Raw genomic sequence first — 17,770 nt, 5'->3', positions numbered from 1 at the left:
GATTCACTTCTCTGAGTAGTTGCGGCCCAATGCCCATAATGCGGCATATTTATTGAAGGTATATTGCGCGTTGACCACCGCTAACAGCAACCCCTGTTTACCGTCAAGGAAACCGGCCCGCAGCAGCCAGGTTTTGACGAAGGCACCGAGCGTGTGGGTCAGGATGGACAGATAGCCGCAACGCTTGCCGGCCCGGTGGCGTTGCGTGGCCCACTCTTCGGCATAGCGCAGCTGTTTGCGCTGGAAGGCGAAGAAGTCGCGGCAGGTCAGGTGCAGCATATCGCCGCTGAGGGGGATCACTTTGGCGTCGCCGATGTTCAGCGATTCGTGCACCAGATCGTCGTTATAGCGATAGCGTTGGTTGGCGTACAGGCGGTTGACGCGGTCGGGATACCAGCCGCTGTGGCGCATGAAACGGCCAAGGAACAGGTTGCGCCGCGCACAGCTGTAGACGGCGCCGTCGTCCGGCGCATTCAACACCCGCTCGATGGATTGCCGCAGCTCGGGGGTGACGCGTTCGTCGGCGTCGATCATCAAAACGTAGTCATGACTGGCGTAGCTTTGCGCCAGCTGACGCTGCTTGCCGAATCCTTGCCAGTCGGTGTGCGTGAAGACTTTGGCGCCCAGACTTTCGGCGACGGCGACGCTGTCGTCCTCGCTGCCGGAGTCCAGCACGATGATTTCATCGGCCCAGGCGACAGAGCGCAGGCAGTCCGGCAACAGCCCGGCTTCGTTTTTGGCGATCATCACCACCGACAGGCTTTTGCGGCTGCTCATTCAGTGGCTCCGGGGCGGCAGATGCGGTTCCAGCAGCTGCAGCAGGCGCTGCAACGCTCCCTGATTCTGATACAGCACTTCCACCGCATGGCGGCCGTAGTAGCGACGGTAATCTTCGTCGGTCAACAGGGTTTCCACTTCCTTCACCAGCGAATCCACGTCGGTCACGGTGATCAGGCCTTCGGCCTGCGAGAGCTTGGCGCAGATGTCTTTAAAGTTGAAGGTATGTGGGCCCATCAGCACCGGGATGGCGTGCGCGGCGGCTTCCAGCGGGTTGTGCCCGCCGCGTTCCACCAGGCTGCCGCCGACAAAGGCCAGATCGGCGATGCCGTACAGCAGCATCAGTTCGCCCATGGTATCGCCGATCACCACCTGGGTGCTGCCGGACGGGATTTCGCCGCTGCTGCGCAGGGTGTAGCTGAAGCCGGCCTTCTGCACCAGCTCTTTGGCGGTCGGGAAGCGCTCCGGGTGACGCGGCACCAGGATCAGCAGCAGGTCGGGGTGTTTTTCCAGCAGTTTGCGGTGCGCTTCAAGCAGGATGGTTTCTTCACCGTCATGGGTGCTGGTGGCGATCCACACCGGGCGGCGCGGCGCCCATTGGCGGCGCAATGTAACGGCGCGGGCGGCCAGTTCCGGGGTGACGGAGATATCGAATTTCAGGCTGCCGGTTACGGCCAGCTGCGAGCGTTTCAGGCCCAGTTCGATAAACCGATCGCCGTCTTCCTGGTTCTGTGCGGCGATCAGCGTAATGCGGCGCAGCATATCGCGCATGAATCCGCCAATTTTCTTGTAGCCAGCGGCGGAGCGAGCCGACAGGCGCGCATTGGCGATCACCAGGGGGATTTGCCGCTGATGCAGTGCGTTGATCAGGTTAGGCCATAGCTCGGTTTCCATGATGATCACCAGCTTGGGATTCACCTGGTCGAGGAAGCGGTTCATGGAACCGGGCAGATCGTAGGGCAGATAGACATGATGCACGTCTTTGCCGAAAGCGGACTGGACGCGTTCTGAACCTGTCGGGGTCATTGTGGTCACAGTTATCGGCAAAGCGGGGTAACGATGGCGCAGCGCCCGCACCAGCGGGATGGCCGCCAGCGTTTCGCCGACGGAGACGGAATGCAGCATAATGCCGCCCGGCACGACTTTCCCGGCGCAGAAGCCATAGCGTTCCGCCCAGCGTTTACGGTAGGCTGGAGCTTTGCGGCTGCGCAGCAGTAAGCGGAGCCAGATCAGGGGTTGGATGAGGTAGAGTAGTACCTGATATAAACGCAGCAACATTCTATCAATTTCATTTATATGGGTTATTCGGAATAGTACCATAACTGGAAGGGAAAGGCGCTAATTTGGTAACCTTGGGTGTCAGTTTCAGACAACCGGCGAGCGATTTCGCCGATAGGCTCGGAATGAAGAATATTTTAATTATTCGCCGCGACAACATCGGCGATCTTGTTTGCACTACGCCCTTGATTGAAGGGGTGAAAATTGCCTATCCAGACGCAAAAGTTTATCTGCTGATCAATAAAGTCAGCCAGGACGTTGTTAAAAACAACCCTCATCTCGAGAAAGTCTTTGTCTATAAAAAGGCCAAGCACAAGGCGAAAAATGAAACGACGTTGGGCGTTTATTTCGAACGTCTGATGATCTTCCTGAAGCTGCGCAAAATAAAGTTCGATGCGGTCATTCTGGCCAACCCGGTGCCTTGCAAATACAGCCTGCGTTTAGCAAAAATGGCCGGCGCCACCCATATCATCGGTGCCGATCTGGGCACGAAAGAGATTCAGCGCCCGTTCCGCAAGGACGATTTCCGCGGCCTCCATCAGGTTGAACACACCTACAGCTATTTATCGGCGATCACCGATCAAGCCATTCCGATCCCGCCGGTGCGGGTATTCCTGACGCCGGAAGAGCGGCAATTGGCGGTGCAGCGGCTGCAGGAACGTCTGCCGTCGGTCGAACGGGTATGCGCCGTGCATATCAGCAGCCGCAGCCCGAAAAGACGCTGGCCGGTTGAACGCTATGCCGAAATCATCAACCGTCTGACCGCCGATCCCCACACCGGCGTGCTGATCTTCTGGTCGCCGCAGGGCACGCTGGCGCCGGACGACATCGGCGATCGGCAGCGCGCCGAACAGCTGCTGGCGCTGTGCCAAAACGAACGCGTCGCGCTTTATCCGACGGCGTCGGTGCGCGAGCTGTTGGGCGGGTTTGATTTATGCGACCGGGTGCTGTGCAGCGACGGCGGGCAGATGCATCTTGCCGCCGCGTTGAATAAGGACATGGTGGTGTTCTTTGGCGATACCGATAAAACGTCCTGGCATCCATGGACTGGCCGCCATCATATTTTGCAGAGTGAGTCGGGGCACTGTGAAGATGTTTCTGTCGATGAGGTTTGGCAGAAAATGCAGGCACTCAGCTAACGAAGAAAATAAGGCAGGTATCACCTGCCTTATTTATTTTTTTATTATTTTTCTTTCAGCTCAATATATTGACGGCAAATAGGGTCCAGCCCATAGCTCAGCAATTGCTGTTGATTTATCTGTGGCGGATTGGCGTAAATTTCCGCCATTTTTTCTGCCAGCGACGCTTCGTTTAATTCCGCCAACGCGTTAGCCATGCCGGCTTTTTCCAGAATTTCCGCAGGGCCGCCCGGACAGCGGGTGCTGACCACCGGCGTGCCGCACAACAGCGATTCTACCAGCACGTTGCCAAACCCTTCACTGTCGGAGCTGAGCACCAGCAGCGAGGCATGGCGAATAAATGGGTAGGGATTGGCCTGGAAACCGAGGAATAGCACGCGCTCTGCGATGCCTAAGTCTGCCGCCAGACGTTTGACTTCGGCGACGCGGGCGTCATCCCCGGTGCCGATCAAAGCCAGCGGCGCCTGAATGCCGGAGAGCGCATAGGCTTTCAGCAGGCGGTCATGCCGCTTGGTGGCGTGAAAGCGGCCGACGTGCACCAGATACTCCTGGCCGGCCAGTTCGCAAGGCGCCGCAGCCTGTTGCCGGATGGCGTCGATGTCGAACGGATTGTTGATGACCGCCAGGCGGCGCGGGCGGATCGGCAAGTTCCGCTGCAGGTCGTCGCCGACCGCCTGTGAAACGGCGACGATATTTCTCCCCTGGTAAACGTTGGCGATTTTACGTTGCTTGAGCCAGCGATCCAGGCCTTTGCGGTGGCCGAGGTAGGAAGTGGAGAGGATGCCGTGAATGCAGAACCACAGGCGATCCGCGGCCAACCGCTTGCTGCGGCTGACGATGCGATCGGTTTTATGCAGATTCGAGAACATCAGATCGAACGCGCCGTGTTGGCGCTCGTGTTCGGCTATTGCCCGATCCAGCGCGGCGGCGCGGCGTGAGAGCTCGGTCAGCTTGCGCCAGGGGGCACGGCTGCGATCGGCCACCACCTGATAATCAATGCCCGGCGGGATAGGGTAATTGCAGACGTCGCGCAGCGAGATCAGACTAACTTTATGCCCCTGTTGCTGCATGCCCTGGCACAGGGTCAACACCACTTTTTCCGCGCCGCCTCCCGGCAGGCCATCGATGATCATCAGAATACGCATAGCTAATCCAGTAACCGGTTATAGAGGGAAATGAGCTGTTCGGACAGATGCGCCGGCGTGGCCGTCATAATGCGCAATCTCGCCGCTTCGCCCATGGATGATCCCAGCGCCTGGCGCGGCAGCGCCCGAATGGCCTCCGTGATGGCCGGTACGTCGAGCGCGTCCGTCACAAAGCCGTTCTGGCCAGGGGTGATAAACTCGGCGCCGCCGCAGGTGGTGCTGGTGACAACCGGCAGACCGCAGGACATCGCTTCCAGAATCACATTCGGGAATGGATCGTACAGCGTCGGCAGCAGCAGCGCGTCCGCGGCCTGATAGAACGGCAAGGTCTGTTTCTGCACGCCCATAAAGTGAATGCGATCGCCGCAGCCCAGCGACTGCGCCAGCGCCCGGTAGCGTTTTTCGGCCTTGTCTTTGCCGACCACCAGGAGGTGGCTGTCGGTCACCGCCACGGCGCGGATGGCGGCGGCCAGCCCTTTGCGCTCGAAACCGGAGCCGACGAAGACCAGGCAGTGCGCCTGTTGCGGGATCTGATATTGCTCGCGCAGACGCCGGCGCAGGGCCTCGTCGGCGGGCGGGAACTTTTGGTTGTCGATGGCGTTATAGATCACCGTGATTTTGTCGGCGGGCACGCCAAAGTCGGCGATGATTTCCTGCTTGATCATCTCGGCGTTGCAGATGACGGCTTTCAGCTCCGGCGCGGCGTACATGGCGCGTTCGGCGCACATCACATAGCGGTGATAGCGGTTGGAGAACAGCCACTTGCGGCGCCATTCAGGCAGCAGACGCGCGCGTTGCAGCAGCCAGCGGCGGTGTACGCCGTCGCCGGCGCGGTAGATGTCGCAGCCGGGAATGCGTTCGTGGCTTTGCACCAGATCGAAGCGCTCTTTCTGCCACAGTGCCCTGGCCGCCACGGCGAAGCCCCGTTCGCGGCTGATGCGGCCGAGCTTTAACGGATTGCACAGGTGAATGTGCCAGTTGGGATTGGCGTCACCTTGCCATTCGCGGGTGATGACGTTCAGATCGAGATCCTGTTGTTCCAGCGCTTCCAGGGCGCGGGAAACGAAACGTTCGGCTCCGCCGTCCGGGCGGTATTTTTGGCGAACGATCGCCAAACGAAATGCTTTCATGCCAGCGTGCTCCGCGCGGCTGCAATCACCGCGTCTGTAGGAATAAGGTCGAGATACCGTTCGTCTGTGCCGGTATCAATGGCATCCGGATCGGGCAGTTCGCCGAAGTCGCCGGCCCAGATCACGGCGCCGGTAGCCTGCCACGGCCGCCAGAAAGTCAGCTTGGAAGGGCCGAACAGCGCCACGCACGGCGTTTGCAGCGCGGCGGCCATGTGCATCGGCACTGAATCCACGCCGATAAACAGCTTGGCGTGATCAATCAGGGCGGCCAGTTGGCGCAGCGTCAGCTGGCCGGCCAACGAGATTACGCCCTGCGGCGGGCAGAGCGCCAAAATGCGCTCTACCATGGCTTGTTCTCTGGCGTCGGGGCCGGAGGTGATCACCAACTGGTGTCCGTCGGCCTGCAAGGCGGTGAGGGTGGCGGCCATTTTCTCTTCGCTCCAGCATTTGAAGAACCAGCGCGAGGTGGGCTGCACCACAATATAACTGCCGGCGACGCCCTGTTTCTGCAACCGTTGCTCACAGGTCTGCCAATCCTGCGGATCGTAACTCATGGTGACATGCTCATTGAGCGTGGGCAGGTTCAGCGGCGCCAGCAACGAGAGATTTTGTTCGACGGTATGCAGGTGGGCGTGATTGTCCACCGGCACCAGCTGCGTGTGACAGTGGCGCCACAGGAAGCCGCGGCGTTTGGGGAAATCGAAGCCCAAACGGATGCGCGCGCCGGTCAGGCGCGTGATGATGGCGCTGCGCCACTGATCGGCCAGATTGACCACCAGATCGTAGCGCTGCGCCTTCAGGCGGCGCAGCAGCGCCAGCTCGTGCCCCAGATGCGCGCGGACGCCCTGTTTCTTCCATTGGCGGTCGATGGCGAACAGCGTCGACAATTCCGGATTACTGGCTAGCATCTCCTGCGTTTCCTGATACAGCAGCACATCGATCTGCGCCTGCGGGTAGTTTTGCCGCAGGCTGCTGATGACCGGCGTGACCAGCAGCATATCGCCGTGATGGCGCAGTTTTATGATCAAAATACGCTGTACGGATGGGGCGGAAGTTAGTGCTGGCGCGTCGTTCATCATGAGTCGCTTTCTGGGAAACCAATCTTTGATTCTAAATGACCCGATCGCATGTGGCTACTGTTGCACGGTTTTCTTGCCGGGCCGCAAAAAAATCGCCGAGCCGGGGACGAATGCGCTTCAACGTTGTCCAAACCAGGCAGCAAAGTCGTTTGCCCTGGCGAAACGGCCTGCGTAACATAGTGCATTCTGTTGATATCAGGCTCGATATTCATGACTAAACCGGCGTTTCTCATCACCATTGATACCGAAGGCGATAATCTGTGGCAAAACCACGATCGCATCGCGACCGAAAACACACGTTTCTTGCCGCGCTTTCAGGCGCTGTGCGAGAAATACGCCTTCAAGCCGGTTTATCTCACCAACTATGAAATGGCGATGGACCCGGCCTACGTCGAGTTCGCGCGCGACGTGATCGCCCGCGACGCCGGCGAGGTCGGCATGCACCTGCACGCCTGGAACAGCCCGCCGTTGACGCCGCTGACCGACGATGACTGGCGCCACAAGCCTTATTTGATCGAGTATCCCGCCGATCAGATCCGCGCCAAGGTCGATCACATGACCAAGCTGCTGGAAGATGCCTTCCAGACCAAAATGCTTAGCCATCGCGCCGGCCGTTGGGCGTTCAACGAATACTATGCCTCACTGCTGCTGGAATACGGCTATCAGGTGGACTGTTCTGTGACGCCGCGGGTCAACTGGCAGTTTTCGCCGGGTAACCCGCAGGGCAACGGCGGTACCGATTACAGCCGGTTCCCGTCGCAGGCCTATTTCATCGATCCGCAGAACATCGCCAAGCCGGGCGCTTCGGCGCTGCTGGAAGTGCCGATGAGCATCCAGTACAAGCATTCGGCGCTGATGAATGCGTTCAAGCAGGGCTATGATCGGCTGCGCGGCAAGCGCCGTTCGCCGTCCGTCAACTGGCTGCGGCCGAGTGGCGGCAACGTGGCCAAGATGATCAGCGTGGCCGAGACGTCGCTGGCGCAGGGGCATGACTACGTCGAGTTTATGCTGCACTCCTCCGAGTTTATGCCGGGCGGCAGCCCGACGTTCAAAACTGAACAGGATATCGAAGTGCTGTACCGCGATCTGGAGCAGCTGTTTGACTGGCTGCAGCAGCGCACGGTGGGCATGACGCTGGCCGAGTATTATCAACTTAAAGCGAACTAAGCACGCACATGTCGAAGAAATGGAAAATCAAGGTTGCCGACTGGTTCTTGCGGCGCTATACGGCGAAGTACGGCCGTTTTCAGGACAAGGCGACGTTCGACGGCGCCCAGCAGTTTGACAATATCGTCATCTATTCCACCACGGCGTTGGGCGACTTCATGTTCAACACGCCGGCATTGAGGGCGATGCGGGAACGCTACCCCAACGCGCACATCACGCTGGTGGTGCACAAGAAAAACCGCGAGCTGGTGGAAAACGGCCGCTATTACGATCGCGTGGTGTATTGGGACAGCAAGATCAAGACGATACGCCCGTTGCTGAAATCGCTGCGCGAACATCAGCCGGATTTGGCGCTGATCCTGCACTCCCATCTGCCTTATGACATCATCAGCGCCGTACTGGCCGGGGCGAAGTACATTATCCGCGATAACTACAGCTCGGGCATTTGCGGGCTGGAGCCTTGGCTGACCAACTATGTCTTCCATTATTACGGCCACTTCGTGCGCCGCAAGCTGGAGCTGATTTCCATTTTAGGTTGCCGCAGCGACGATCCGACGATGGAAATTCCCGTGGATTATCAGCGCGGCGTCAAAAGCAGCGACCACCCCACCATCGGGTTTCAATTGGGGGCATCTACGGAGTCGCGTTGCTGGCCGGTTTCACACTATGCGCGGCTGGCCGATGAGCTGGTGGCGAAGCACCCCAATGTACGCATCGTGCTGATTGGTGCGCCTTTTGACGACGGCAAGGCCAAACAGTTTATGAGCTTAATCGGCCCGCAAACGCAGGCCTGCGTGGATAACCAGATCGGCAAAACGGGGCTGCAAGGCTTGCTGACGTTGCTCGACAGTTTCCATGTTCTTGTCACCGGCGACACCGGGCCGCTGCATCTGGCGGTGGCGTTGAAGGTGAAAACCATCAGCCTGTTCGTGACCGCCGATTCACGCTCCACCGGGCCGATTCAGGATCCTGAACTGCACCGCATCATTCAGGTGTCGCGTACCGGCTATACGATGCCGCTGGAGGCGGAAAGCCCGATGGGGGTTATTCAACCGCAGCGGATTTATGACGAACTGGTCGCGCACGTGCCTTTAGCGCGCTAAAGGTGCGGCGACGCATCGGCCGCGAGGCCGATGCGGTTAGCGCGGCCTGCGCCCGCGCAGCTTCGAAAGCAAGGTATCCACTCGCGCATAGCGCATCTGACGGACTTTTTTGCCCGGCACGTCGCTGTTGCGGCAGACAGCGGCGGCGCGGCGCAAAATGTGCAGCGTTGCCGGCGCGTAATGATAATACCCGTACACCGCTTTCGACATGCTTTTCACCTCGGAAAAGCAGTTGGCCAGCATCAGGGCGGCCAACCGGCGCAGCGGCTCATCCCCAGAATGCTGCGCCACAAAGCGCAGCATTTTCTCCATAGCGAACAACAGATCGTCAATATCTTTGGGTTTGATATTGCGAGTGATGCCCTGGCTGTTGTCCCGATAGAAGTAGAGTTCGCACTCAAGATGGGCGATGCGGCGAGTTTTGAAATACTGAAAAGGCGTGAAAATCACGTCTTCATAGCGCCTGCCGTCTTCGAACGCTTCCCCTGCCAGCAGCGTGCGTTTATATACCCGGCTCCAGAGATGCCACATTGAGCGCGCGAACAGCGGTTGCAGGCAGCTCAGCCCCAACTGTGAAAAGTCGTAGGCTACGGGCTGCGTCGCGCGGTTCTCGGATTTCGGCGGTTGTTCGGTGAACTTCTGATAATTAAAATCGATCAGGTCATACTCACCGGCGATCAGCAGGGGATGCAGGATCGCCAGATAGTCGTCGCTTAGCAGATCGTCGCCGTCGAGAAAGGTGACGTAGCGCCCGGTGGCTTGCTGCAAGCCGACATTGCGGGCGTGTGCAATACCGCCGTTGGCCTGAGAAATAAAAGCCACCTGCGGATGCTGCCGCTGCGCCAGATACCGGCTGACCAGCGCCCCCGACGCATCGGTAGAGCCATCGTCGATGATCACCACCTCAATATCATCAGAAATCTGCGTAAATAACGAATCCAGCGCAGCGATGATGAACGCTTCGTTATTATAAAACGGCACGATAACGCTGAGCAGCGGTGGCTGAATGTTCACGCGGCCTGCTCCTGTGTGGAAGTCTGTCTCGCCACGGAGAGCACTCCGGCGATCAGCGCCAGACAGAACATGGCGGTGCCTTCCGTGCTGAAGAAGATGACGTCGCTCAGCCCGTAAACGAACAGGCTGGCGCTCACGCTCAGCAACAGCGCGTTGCGCTGCGGCCGGAACGAAGAGAAGAACAGGCAGACATAGAGTGCCAGCAGCAGCAGTACGCCCCAGACGCCCTTGAGCGAATAGGTTTCCAGCAGCTCGTTGTGCAGGTGGACGTTGATATAGGGCATAACGCCAGACAGGCGAGGTTGCTGTGCGACCATCGCACGGATCTCTTCGCCGCGCTGTTCGGCGGATTGGCCCCAGGGGGCTTGTGAGCCGGTACGCCATGCCAGCGTTTGCATCGACAGCCGTGAAATGATCGAGTTTTCAGTCTGTGGCTGATCCATCAGACGCATATCGGTCTCAAAGGCCTGAATGCGTTCTTCTATCTGGGGTTTAAACACCAGGCCGCAGGCTACGAGCAGCAGCGGTACCGAGGCCATCAACGCGAGCTTGTGTTTTCTGGAAACCAGTTGCTTGGTGGCCAGCAGCGACAGACAAATCGCCACCGGGTAGACCAGCATCGCCGCGCGGGTGCCGGTGAGCACCAGCGCAGAGAAGGACAGCAGGAATGTCGCAATGTATAACACCAGACGGTAGCGGGTGCGCAGCATCAGGATGGCTTGCATCATGACCAGATCGATGGCGGTCATCAGGTAGGCGGCGACCGTGGCGCGATCGAAGTTGAGCTCTACGCGCGGGATATCCAGCCGCAGCCCTTGATAGAGGGAATAACCGTTGATCGCCAGACCGGTGACGAGAGCCACAACGATCAACAGGCGCTGCACGCACAACCGCTCATTGAGCGCAATCAGCAAGATGAAAGCGGTCGCGAGCTGCAGTTTGCCGGTCGACATATAAGAGCGATAGATATTGATGTAGTCACCCGGCTGTTTGAAGTGATGCATCCAGAGGATGGTTCCCATACCTACGCTGAACATCAACGCGGGCAGCAGCAGATTTCTAACGTTGCTGAAGTAGTAGCGCGGATACAGGCAAACGGCGATAAAGGCGATGTAGCTGGAAACGTAAAACAGATTGCGTCCGGTCGCGGAACCGAAAGGGATGGTGCAAAAAGCGATGGCGCACCCCAGATAGATCAGATAGCTGAAGGCAGGGTGCGGCGTTCTGTATTTTAGCATCGGGCGTGTTTTCCGGCTCACGTGTTGATTAAACGATAAAGGATCGCAGCGTGTCGTCGAATTCAACTTTGAACTGAGCATAGTTGAAATGTTCCGCAGGATAGCGCTGCGCATTTCGGCTCAGAGTCTGGTAGGTTTCTCGCTCCAGCAATTTCTCAACGGCATCCGCACAGTCGATATGCGACAGCAGCTTGGGCGCTACCAGGCTGTCGGTCAACGGATCGTAGACCTCATGCGGGAAGTCGACCTCGATATCGGTGAGCTGCCGGTGCTGTTCGATGGTGACCGACGGCGTCAGGCCAATGCCGCAGACCCCGTCTTTCACCGCTTCCGGCTGGCCGTCGACCTGCGGGAAGATGACCGGCACGCCGAAATAGAGCGATTCCATGCAGGACAAGCCGAACGGCTCGGTAATCGGCGTGCTCATGTAGATGTGCGTGCGATTGAAGAAACCGGCGACGTCATCCTGATAACCGCTGAAAGTGATGCGGTCGCCGAGCTGAAGCCGATCCGCCAGCGCCTCGAACGCCGCGCGATCCGGCCCTTTGCCGGCCACTTCCAGCGTGACGTCATGCCCGCGCCGCAGCAGCTCCTGCATCATCAATAAGGAAACGCTGATGCCTTTCAGGCTGACCAGGCGTGAGGCCGTGCCGATCCGGACCGGCTGCGACAGCGTTTTCGGCGCAGCGTCGATCCCTGCCGGCGTCTTGATGCGGTTGATCACCACGTGATTGGGGCAAGGCAGATTAAAGCGCAGCTCCATCACTCGCTTCGACGCGTGTGAGGCAGAAATGACGCCGTCCAGCATGGCGAAGAAACGCAGCGTCTTTTTATTCTTGGGGTAACGCCAGGAGCAGCCGTGATCGTAGTAAACCAGCTTGCCGCGCTTGGGTTTGGCCGCCAGCCCCGGCACCAGGTCCCAGACGATCACCACGTCGGCGTTGGCCCGCTCGATTTTCCACTTCAGCAAAAATTTGCGCAGGAACTGCGGGCAGCGCAGCGGCAGCGCATTGATCAGGCGGTTGGCGAAGGTGACGGGCTGATGCGCAGGCAACTGGCGGCGGATCTCTTCGCCAATGTCGCCGCTGATGCACAGGACCTGGTTGCTGTCGTCGGTGGTATCGTTGATGTACTGCAGGAACAGGCGCTCGACGCCGCCCATTTTACCCAGGTTGATAATGTGCAGTTTTTTCATGCTATAACCTTTTGCAACGCCTGCCATGCCGTATCGGCGTCAATTGTCGCCATGCTTTTTTCCGGCGAAATCAGCGAGTGCTGATTTTGCCCGTAGCCGCCGATCAGGCCGGGATCGGTTGGCCCGAACAGCGTGATGTTCGGTTTGTCGAGCGCGGCGGTCAGATGACTGAGTCCGGTGTCGACCGAGACCACGCCCTTGGCGCCGGCCAGCACGTCGGCCACCTGCTGCAGGCTGAGCTTCGGCAGCACTTCGACATGTGGAAAACCTTCCGCCAAGCGTAGCGCGCGCTGATGTTCATGCTCTGCGCCCCACGGCAGTTTGATCTTCAGCCCGCTGTCGGCCGTCAGCGCGATCAGCTCGCGCCAGTTCTGCTCCGGCCAATGCTTATCGTCACGGGTTGTCGCGTGCAGAAACACCAGATATTGACCGGCATCGACCGGCGGCTGGCTGAGAAAACGCGCGGCGATGGCGTAATCGCCGTAGCTGCCCGGTTTATCGTAGCCGAGGCTTTTGGCGAACAGCTCGCGCGTGCGTTCCACCGCGTGCTGCTGTTTGTCTATCTCATGACGCACGTTGTAGAACCAGCTGGCGAACGGCTCGCGCGCGCTCTTGCAGTCCGGGCCATGTTTGTTGCCTTTGGCGACGCGGGTGATCAGCGCGGCGCTTTTGATCAGGCCCTGCGCGTCGATCACCACGTCGTAATGGCGTTCTTGCAGCGCGCGCTTGAAGTCGCAGCGCTGCTGTCGGGTGTCGCTGCCGAACCAATTTTTACGCCAGCGGCGAATGGCCACCGGGATCACGCGATCCACTGCCGGATGCCAGGTGGGGATTTGGCTGAAACCTTCTTCCACCACCCAGTCGAAGCGGATATCGGGAATGGCCTGCAGCGCGTCGGTCAGGGCGGGCAGCGTATGCAGCACATCGCCCATCGAGGACGTTTTTACGATTAACACCTGCATGACTATTCCTCGCTGGCGACAAGTAACGGCGTCAGCGCATCCAACACTTGCTGCGGCTGAATATCGATCAAACTTTGGTGGTATCCCTGCTCGGCATCGCCTTTACGCACCTTGTGATAACCGCTGATCAAGCGGATAACCCGCGCCTTGTCGGAGAGCGGCGGCGTGAAGTCGGGGCTGCTTGGGCCGTACAAGGCTATCAGCGGTTTGTTCAACGCTGCGGCAACGTGCATTAAACCGGAGTCGTTGCTGACCACCGCCCGGCAGGCCGCGATCAGGATCACCGCCTGCTCCAGCTGGGTTTTTCCGGCCAGGTTAAGGCAGAAATCGCGCGCGTCTTCCTGCAACGCGGCGCGGATCTGTTCGCCGGCCTCGTGGTCTTTTGCCGAACCGAACAGCGCGATTTGATAGCCGCTCTCGATCAGCCGTTGAGCCAGCGCTGCGTAGTGATAGTGCGGCCAGCGCTTGGCGGGGCCGAACTCCGCGCCTGGGCAGAAGCCGACGATCGGGCGGCTGTCGGTCAGGTTGAAGGCCGAAGTAGTTTCGGCGATCTCTTCGTCGCTCACCCGCAGCTGCGGCCACAGCAGCGGCTGCGGCAGATCGTCGGCGCGCTGAACGCGGCCTTTGTCATAGGCCAGCGCCACATAGCGCTGCACCATCAGCGGGAAAGCGGCCTTGTCGAGCACGCGGACGTCGTTCAGCAGGCCGTAGCGCATTTCGCCCCGCCAGCCGGTGCGCTGCGGGATATCGGCGAAGAAAGGCACCAACGCGGATTTGAACGAGTTGGGCAGAACGTAAGCGCGATCGTAACGGTTGGCGCGCAGGGCGCGCCCCAGGCGGCGGCGTTCGCCGAGCCCCAGCGCGCCGTGGCCCAGCGGCATCGCCAGCGCCTGATTGACTTCCGGCATGCGCGCCAGCAGCGGACGGCACCAGGCCGGTGCCATCACATCGATCTCCGCCGACGGGTATTCGGCCTTCAGGGTGCGGTAGAGACTTTGCGACATCATCATGTCGCCAACCCAAGAAGGGCCGATAACCAGTATTTTCATACCCAGCGTTAATTCCTTCAGCTTATGCGGTGCGGTTCAACCAGGCCATATACTCTTTCACGCCTTCGGCGACCGTTTTGAACGGTGCGTCGTAGCCGGCGGCGCGCAGCTTGGTCAGATCGGCCTGGGTGTACGCCTGATAGCGGCCCTTCAGCTTTTCCGGGAACTCGATGTATTCCACCGCGCCTTTCTGATGGAAGTCCACCACCGCGTCGGCCACCGCCTGGAAGGTTTCCGCCCGGCCGGTGCCGCAGTTGAAGATGCCGGATTTGCCGGTTTCCCAGAACCACAGGTTAACCGCCGCCACGTCGCCGACGTAGATGAAGTCACGCTTGAAGTTTTCGCTGCCGGCGAACAGTTTCGGGTTTTCGCCGCGGTTGATCTGGGTGTTCAGGTGGAAGGCGACGCTGGCCATACTGCCTTTGTGGCCTTCGCGCGGGCCGTAAACGTTGAAGTAGCGGAAGCCGCAGATCTGCGAGTCCGCTTCCGGCAGGATCTCACGCACGTACTGATCGAACAGGAATTTGGAGTAGCCGTACACGTTGAGCGGCGCTTCATACTGACGCTCTTCGATAAACTCTTCGCGGCCGCCGTAAGTGGCGGCGGAGGAGGCGTAGAGGAACGGGATTTCGCGATCCAGGCAGTAGTGCAGCAGATCTTTGGAGTACTGATAGTTGTTGTCCATCATGTACTTGCCGTCCCACTCGGTGGTCGCGGAGCAGGCGCCTTCGTGGAACACCGCTTCGATTTCGCCCAGATCGTCGCCGGCCACGATGCTGGCGATAAAGTCTTCTTTATCGATATAGTCGGCGATGTCCAGATCGACCAGGTTGACGAATTTGGTGCCGTCTTTCAGGTTATCCACCACCAGGATATCGCGATATCCCTTGTCGTTCAGTGCCTTAATGATGTTGCTGCCGATCATGCCGGCGCCGCCTGTGACGATAATCATTGGGTTACCCCTGCTAAGCTGCTGGCGGGGCACAATGCCCCACGCTCAATGGCGGTTATCATAGCATTTCATGCCGCGGCAAACAGCGGAAGGGCTCCGAATATCCCGCATTGCCATTGAAGTCCGCTTTTTGCCGTGATATCTGCTGCAATTTTAATATTCTCTCCCGCGCATTCTCGTCAGTTTGGTTACAAATCAGTAAAATATGCCGTAAATAGCCCAATCCTGGAGATAACCGAATGTCAGCGTCTTTTTATCAGCAGTTGGAACAACAGCTTGCCGCCACTCGCAGTGAAGGGCTGTTCAAGGAAGAACGCATCATCACCTCCGCGCAGCAGGCGGATATCGCCGTTGCCGACGGCAGCCATGTGATCAACTTCTGCGCCAATAACTACCTGGGCCTGGCCAACCATCCGGCGCTCATCGCCGCCGCCAAGTCGGGGATGGACAGCCACGGTTTCGGCATGGCGTCGGTGCGCTTCATCTGCGGTACCCAGGACAGCCACAAGCAGCTGGAACAGAAACTGGCGGCCTTTTTGGGCATGGAAGACGCGATCCTGTACTCCTCTTGCTTCGACGCCAACGGCGGGCTGTTCGAAACCCTGCTCGGCCCGGAAGACGCGATTATCTCCGATGCGCTGAACCACGCGTCGATCATCGACGGCGTGCGCCTGTGTAAGGCCAAGCGCTATCGCTACGCCAATAACGACATGACCGAGCTGGCCGCGCAGCTGAAACAGGCCAAAGCCGACGGCGCGCGGCACATTCTGATCGCCACCGACGGCGTATTCTCGATGGACGGCGTAATCGCCAACCTGAAAGGGGTTTGCGATCTGGCGGACGAGTATCAGGCGCTGGTGATGGTGGATGACTCCCATGCGGTGGGCTTTGTCGGCGCCAACGGGCGCGGCACCCATGAATACTGCGAAGCGATGGGCCGCGTCGATATCATTACCGGTACGTTAGGCAAAGCGCTGGGCGGCGCGTCCGGCGGCTACACCGCCGCCAAGAAAGAAGTGGTGGAGTGGCTGCGCCAGCGCTCGCGTCCGTACCTGTTCTCCAACTCGCTGGCGCCGGCGATCGTCGCCGCGTCGATCAAAGTGCTGGAACTGCTGGAAGAGGGCGACGCCCTGCGCGATCGCCTGTGGGCCAACGCGCGTCTGTTCCGCGAAAAAATGACCGCCGCCGGCTTCACCCTGGCCGGCGCCGATCACGCCATCATCCCGGTCATGCTGGGTGAGGCGAAGCTGGCGCAGGAATTCGCCAATGCGTTGCTCAAGGAAGGCATCTATGTGACCGGTTTCTTCTATCCGGTGGTGCCGAAAGGCCAGGCGCGCATCCGTACCCAGATGTCCGCCGACCACACCCCGGAGCAAATCGAACGCGCAGTGGCGGCGTTTACACGTATCGGTAAGGATCTTGGCGTTATTGCATAAGGTAAAACCATGAAAGCACTGTCAAAACTGAAAGCGGAAGAAGGGATTTGGATGACCGACGAGCCTCAGCCGGAGCTGGGCCACAACGACATCATGATCAAAATCCGCAAAACCGCGATCTGCGGCACCGATGTGCATATCTACAACTGGGACGAATGGTCGCAAAAAACCATTCCGGTTCCGATGGTGGTCGGCCATGAATACGTGGGCGAAGTGGTGGCGATCGGTCAGGAAGTCAAAGGCTTCAGCATCGGCGATCGCGTGTCCGGTGAAGGTCACATCACCTGCGGCCACTGCCGCAACTGCCGCGGCGGCCGCACGCACCTGTGCCGCAACACCGTCGGCGTGGGCGTGAACCGTCCGGGCAGCTTCGCGGAATACCTGGTGATCCCGGCGTTCAACGCCTTCAAGATCCCGGATAACATCTCCGACGAACTGGCTTCGATCTTCGATCCGTTCGGTAACGCGGTACACACTGCGCTGTCGTTCGATCTGGTCGGGGAAGACGTGCTGGTGTCCGGCGCCGGCCCGATCGGCATCATGGCGGCGGCGGTGTGCAAACACGTCGGCGCCCGCCATGTGGTGATCACCGACGTTAACGAATACCGTCTGGAACTGGCGCGCAAGATGGGCGTGACCCGCGCGGTGAACGTCAGTAAGGAAAACCTCAACGACGTGATGGCCGAGCTGGGTATGACCGAAGGATTCGACGTCGGTCTGGAAATGTCCGGCGCGCCGCCGGCGTTCCGCACGCTGCTCAATGCCATGAACCACGGCGGACGCATCGCCATGCTGGGTATTCCGCCTTCGGATATGTCGATCGACTGGAACCAGGTCATCTTCAAAGGGCTGTTTATCAAAGGGATTTACGGCCGCGAAATGTTCGAAACCTGGTACAAGATGGCGGCGCTGATCCAGTCCGGCCTGGATTTGACCCCGATCATCACCCACCGTTTCTCGATCGACGAGTTCCAGCAGGGCTTCGACGCCATGCGCTCCGGCAAGTCGGGTAAAGTGGTGCTGAGCTGGGATTAATCTCGGCAGTGACTAGTCCTGATATAGGTTGACACTTTTCAACCGGATAACGCCCGATGAACCTCATCGGG

Annotated in this window: 16 protein-coding genes; 5 read left to right on the top strand and 11 right to left on the bottom strand. The window is 59.3% G+C overall.

The annotated features are described in order from the left end of the window. Positions 1-3: 3 nt before the first annotated feature. Both QMZ29_RS03220 and waaA read right to left on the bottom strand, forming a co-directional pair. Positions 4-777: a glycosyltransferase family 2 protein gene (locus tag QMZ29_RS03220; RefSeq protein WP_025304696.1), complete on the bottom strand. Its 774-nt coding sequence runs from the start codon at positions 775-777 to the stop codon at positions 4-6. Then, complete coding sequence (waaA, locus tag QMZ29_RS03215) at positions 778-2,055, bottom strand: lipid IV(A) 3-deoxy-D-manno-octulosonic acid transferase (protein ID WP_025304695.1); 1,278 nt, start codon at positions 2,053-2,055, stop codon at positions 778-780. A 125-nt stretch (positions 2,056-2,180) separates the two neighbouring features. Here waaA and QMZ29_RS03210 point away from each other — a divergent pair, with 125 nt between their 5' ends. Further along, the gene (locus QMZ29_RS03210) at positions 2,181-3,194 is read left to right on the top strand and encodes a glycosyltransferase family 9 protein (protein ID WP_043141040.1); all 1,014 of its coding nucleotides are present in this window, start codon (positions 2,181-2,183) and stop codon (positions 3,192-3,194) included. 44 nt (positions 3,195-3,238) lie between these two features. Here the strand turns inward: QMZ29_RS03210 and QMZ29_RS03205 are convergent, their stop codons facing one another. From QMZ29_RS03205 to rfaQ, 3 genes are read right to left on the bottom strand one after another with little or no spacing between them, the layout of a single operon-like run. Next, positions 3,239-4,339 (bottom strand): glycosyltransferase, encoded by a 1,101-nt coding sequence (locus QMZ29_RS03205; protein ID WP_049209103.1) that lies wholly within the window; start codon positions 4,337-4,339, stop codon positions 3,239-3,241. 2 nt (positions 4,340-4,341) lie between these two features. Then, positions 4,342-5,469 (bottom strand): glycosyltransferase family 4 protein, encoded by a 1,128-nt coding sequence (locus QMZ29_RS03200; protein WP_049205339.1) that lies wholly within the window; start codon positions 5,467-5,469, stop codon positions 4,342-4,344. Continuing rightward, complete coding sequence (gene rfaQ / locus QMZ29_RS03195; RefSeq protein ID WP_043141032.1) at positions 5,466-6,548, bottom strand: putative lipopolysaccharide heptosyltransferase III; 1,083 nt, start codon at positions 6,546-6,548, stop codon at positions 5,466-5,468. The genes QMZ29_RS03200 and rfaQ overlap by 4 nt, the downstream gene beginning before the upstream one ends. Positions 6,549-6,758: 210 nt before the next feature. Between rfaQ and QMZ29_RS03190 the strand changes: the two genes are divergently transcribed. Beyond that, entirely contained in the window at positions 6,759-7,715 is a 957-nt protein-coding gene (locus tag QMZ29_RS03190) for a polysaccharide deacetylase family protein (protein WP_025304690.1), read from the top strand. Between the two features lie 8 nt (positions 7,716-7,723). After that, positions 7,724-8,818: a glycosyltransferase family 9 protein gene (locus QMZ29_RS03185; RefSeq protein WP_025304689.1), complete on the top strand. Its 1,095-nt coding sequence runs from the start codon at positions 7,724-7,726 to the stop codon at positions 8,816-8,818. A 36-nt stretch (positions 8,819-8,854) separates the two neighbouring features. Here the strand turns inward: QMZ29_RS03185 and QMZ29_RS03180 are convergent, their stop codons facing one another. From QMZ29_RS03180 to rfaD, 6 genes are read right to left on the bottom strand one after another with little or no spacing between them, the layout of a single operon-like run. After that, a complete protein-coding gene (locus QMZ29_RS03180; protein WP_060448507.1) occupies positions 8,855-9,832 on the bottom strand; it encodes a glycosyltransferase in 978 nt (325 codons plus the stop codon). Then, positions 9,829-11,070 carry an O-antigen ligase family protein gene (locus tag QMZ29_RS03175; protein ID WP_197770303.1) on the bottom strand — a complete coding sequence of 414 codons (1,242 nt, stop codon included), beginning with the start codon at positions 11,068-11,070 and terminating at the stop codon, positions 9,829-9,831. Before QMZ29_RS03175 ends, QMZ29_RS03180 begins: the two co-directional genes overlap by 4 nt. Positions 11,071-11,098: 28 nt before the next feature. Continuing rightward, a complete protein-coding gene (locus QMZ29_RS03170) occupies positions 11,099-12,265 on the bottom strand; it encodes a glycosyltransferase (RefSeq protein WP_060435267.1) in 1,167 nt (388 codons plus the stop codon). Then, entirely contained in the window at positions 12,262-13,227 is a 966-nt protein-coding gene (gene rfaC, locus QMZ29_RS03165; RefSeq protein WP_025304685.1) for a lipopolysaccharide heptosyltransferase RfaC, read from the bottom strand. Before rfaC ends, QMZ29_RS03170 begins: the two co-directional genes overlap by 4 nt. 2 nt (positions 13,228-13,229) lie before the next feature. After that, positions 13,230-14,276, bottom strand: a complete 1,047-nt coding sequence (gene rfaF, locus QMZ29_RS03160; RefSeq protein ID WP_025304684.1) for an ADP-heptose--LPS heptosyltransferase RfaF — start codon at positions 14,274-14,276, stop codon at positions 13,230-13,232. 22 nt (positions 14,277-14,298) lie between these two features. Next, a complete protein-coding gene (rfaD, locus tag QMZ29_RS03155) occupies positions 14,299-15,228 on the bottom strand; it encodes an ADP-glyceromanno-heptose 6-epimerase (RefSeq protein ID WP_025304683.1) in 930 nt (309 codons plus the stop codon). Between the two features lie 239 nt (positions 15,229-15,467). On the opposite strand from rfaD, the gene kbl reads away from it, so the two are divergent. Together kbl and tdh are read left to right on the top strand one after the other, a co-directional pair. Further along, positions 15,468-16,664, top strand: a complete 1,197-nt coding sequence (gene kbl / locus QMZ29_RS03150; protein ID WP_060435270.1) for a glycine C-acetyltransferase — start codon at positions 15,468-15,470, stop codon at positions 16,662-16,664. A 9-nt stretch (positions 16,665-16,673) separates the two neighbouring features. Then, on the top strand, positions 16,674-17,699 hold the full coding sequence (tdh, locus tag QMZ29_RS03145; protein WP_060435273.1) for an L-threonine 3-dehydrogenase: 1,026 nt from the start codon (positions 16,674-16,676) through the stop codon (positions 17,697-17,699). The last annotated feature ends 71 nt before the right edge of the window (positions 17,700-17,770 follow it).

Origin of the sequence: Serratia sp. PF-27, assembly GCF_030053255.1 — a bacterium.
Taxonomy (GTDB): domain Bacteria; phylum Pseudomonadota; class Gammaproteobacteria; order Enterobacterales; family Enterobacteriaceae; genus Serratia; species Serratia bockelmannii.
Note: the sequence above shows the minus strand (reverse complement) of the source record. Positions and strands in the feature narration are given on the sequence as shown.

Coding starts and splice junctions, on each gene's coding strand:
- QMZ29_RS03210 (WP_043141040.1), top strand. CDS start 2,181: ATGAAGAATATTTTAATTATTCGCCGCGACAACATCGGCGATCTTGTT.
- QMZ29_RS03205 (WP_049209103.1), bottom strand. CDS start 4,339: ATGCGTATTCTGATGATCATCGATGGCCTGCCGGGAGGCGGCGCGGAA.
- QMZ29_RS03185 (WP_025304689.1), top strand. CDS start 7,724: ATGTCGAAGAAATGGAAAATCAAGGTTGCCGACTGGTTCTTGCGGCGC.
- QMZ29_RS03190 (WP_025304690.1), top strand. CDS start 6,759: ATGACTAAACCGGCGTTTCTCATCACCATTGATACCGAAGGCGATAAT.
- rfaF (WP_025304684.1), bottom strand. CDS start 14,276: ATGAAAATACTGGTTATCGGCCCTTCTTGGGTTGGCGACATGATGATG.
- QMZ29_RS03200 (WP_049205339.1), bottom strand. CDS start 5,469: ATGAAAGCATTTCGTTTGGCGATCGTTCGCCAAAAATACCGCCCGGAC.
- rfaC (WP_025304685.1), bottom strand. CDS start 13,227: ATGCAGGTGTTAATCGTAAAAACGTCCTCGATGGGCGATGTGCTGCAT.
- kbl (WP_060435270.1), top strand. CDS start 15,468: ATGTCAGCGTCTTTTTATCAGCAGTTGGAACAACAGCTTGCCGCCACT.
- waaA (WP_025304695.1), bottom strand. CDS start 2,055: ATGTTGCTGCGTTTATATCAGGTACTACTCTACCTCATCCAACCCCTG.
- tdh (WP_060435273.1), top strand. CDS start 16,674: ATGAAAGCACTGTCAAAACTGAAAGCGGAAGAAGGGATTTGGATGACC.
- QMZ29_RS03175 (WP_197770303.1), bottom strand. CDS start 11,070: ATGCTAAAATACAGAACGCCGCACCCTGCCTTCAGCTATCTGATCTAT.
- QMZ29_RS03170 (WP_060435267.1), bottom strand. CDS start 12,265: ATGAAAAAACTGCACATTATCAACCTGGGTAAAATGGGCGGCGTCGAG.
- rfaQ (WP_043141032.1), bottom strand. CDS start 6,548: ATGATGAACGACGCGCCAGCACTAACTTCCGCCCCATCCGTACAGCGT.
- rfaD (WP_025304683.1), bottom strand. CDS start 15,228: ATGATTATCGTCACAGGCGGCGCCGGCATGATCGGCAGCAACATCATT.
- QMZ29_RS03220 (WP_025304696.1), bottom strand. CDS start 777: ATGAGCAGCCGCAAAAGCCTGTCGGTGGTGATGATCGCCAAAAACGAA.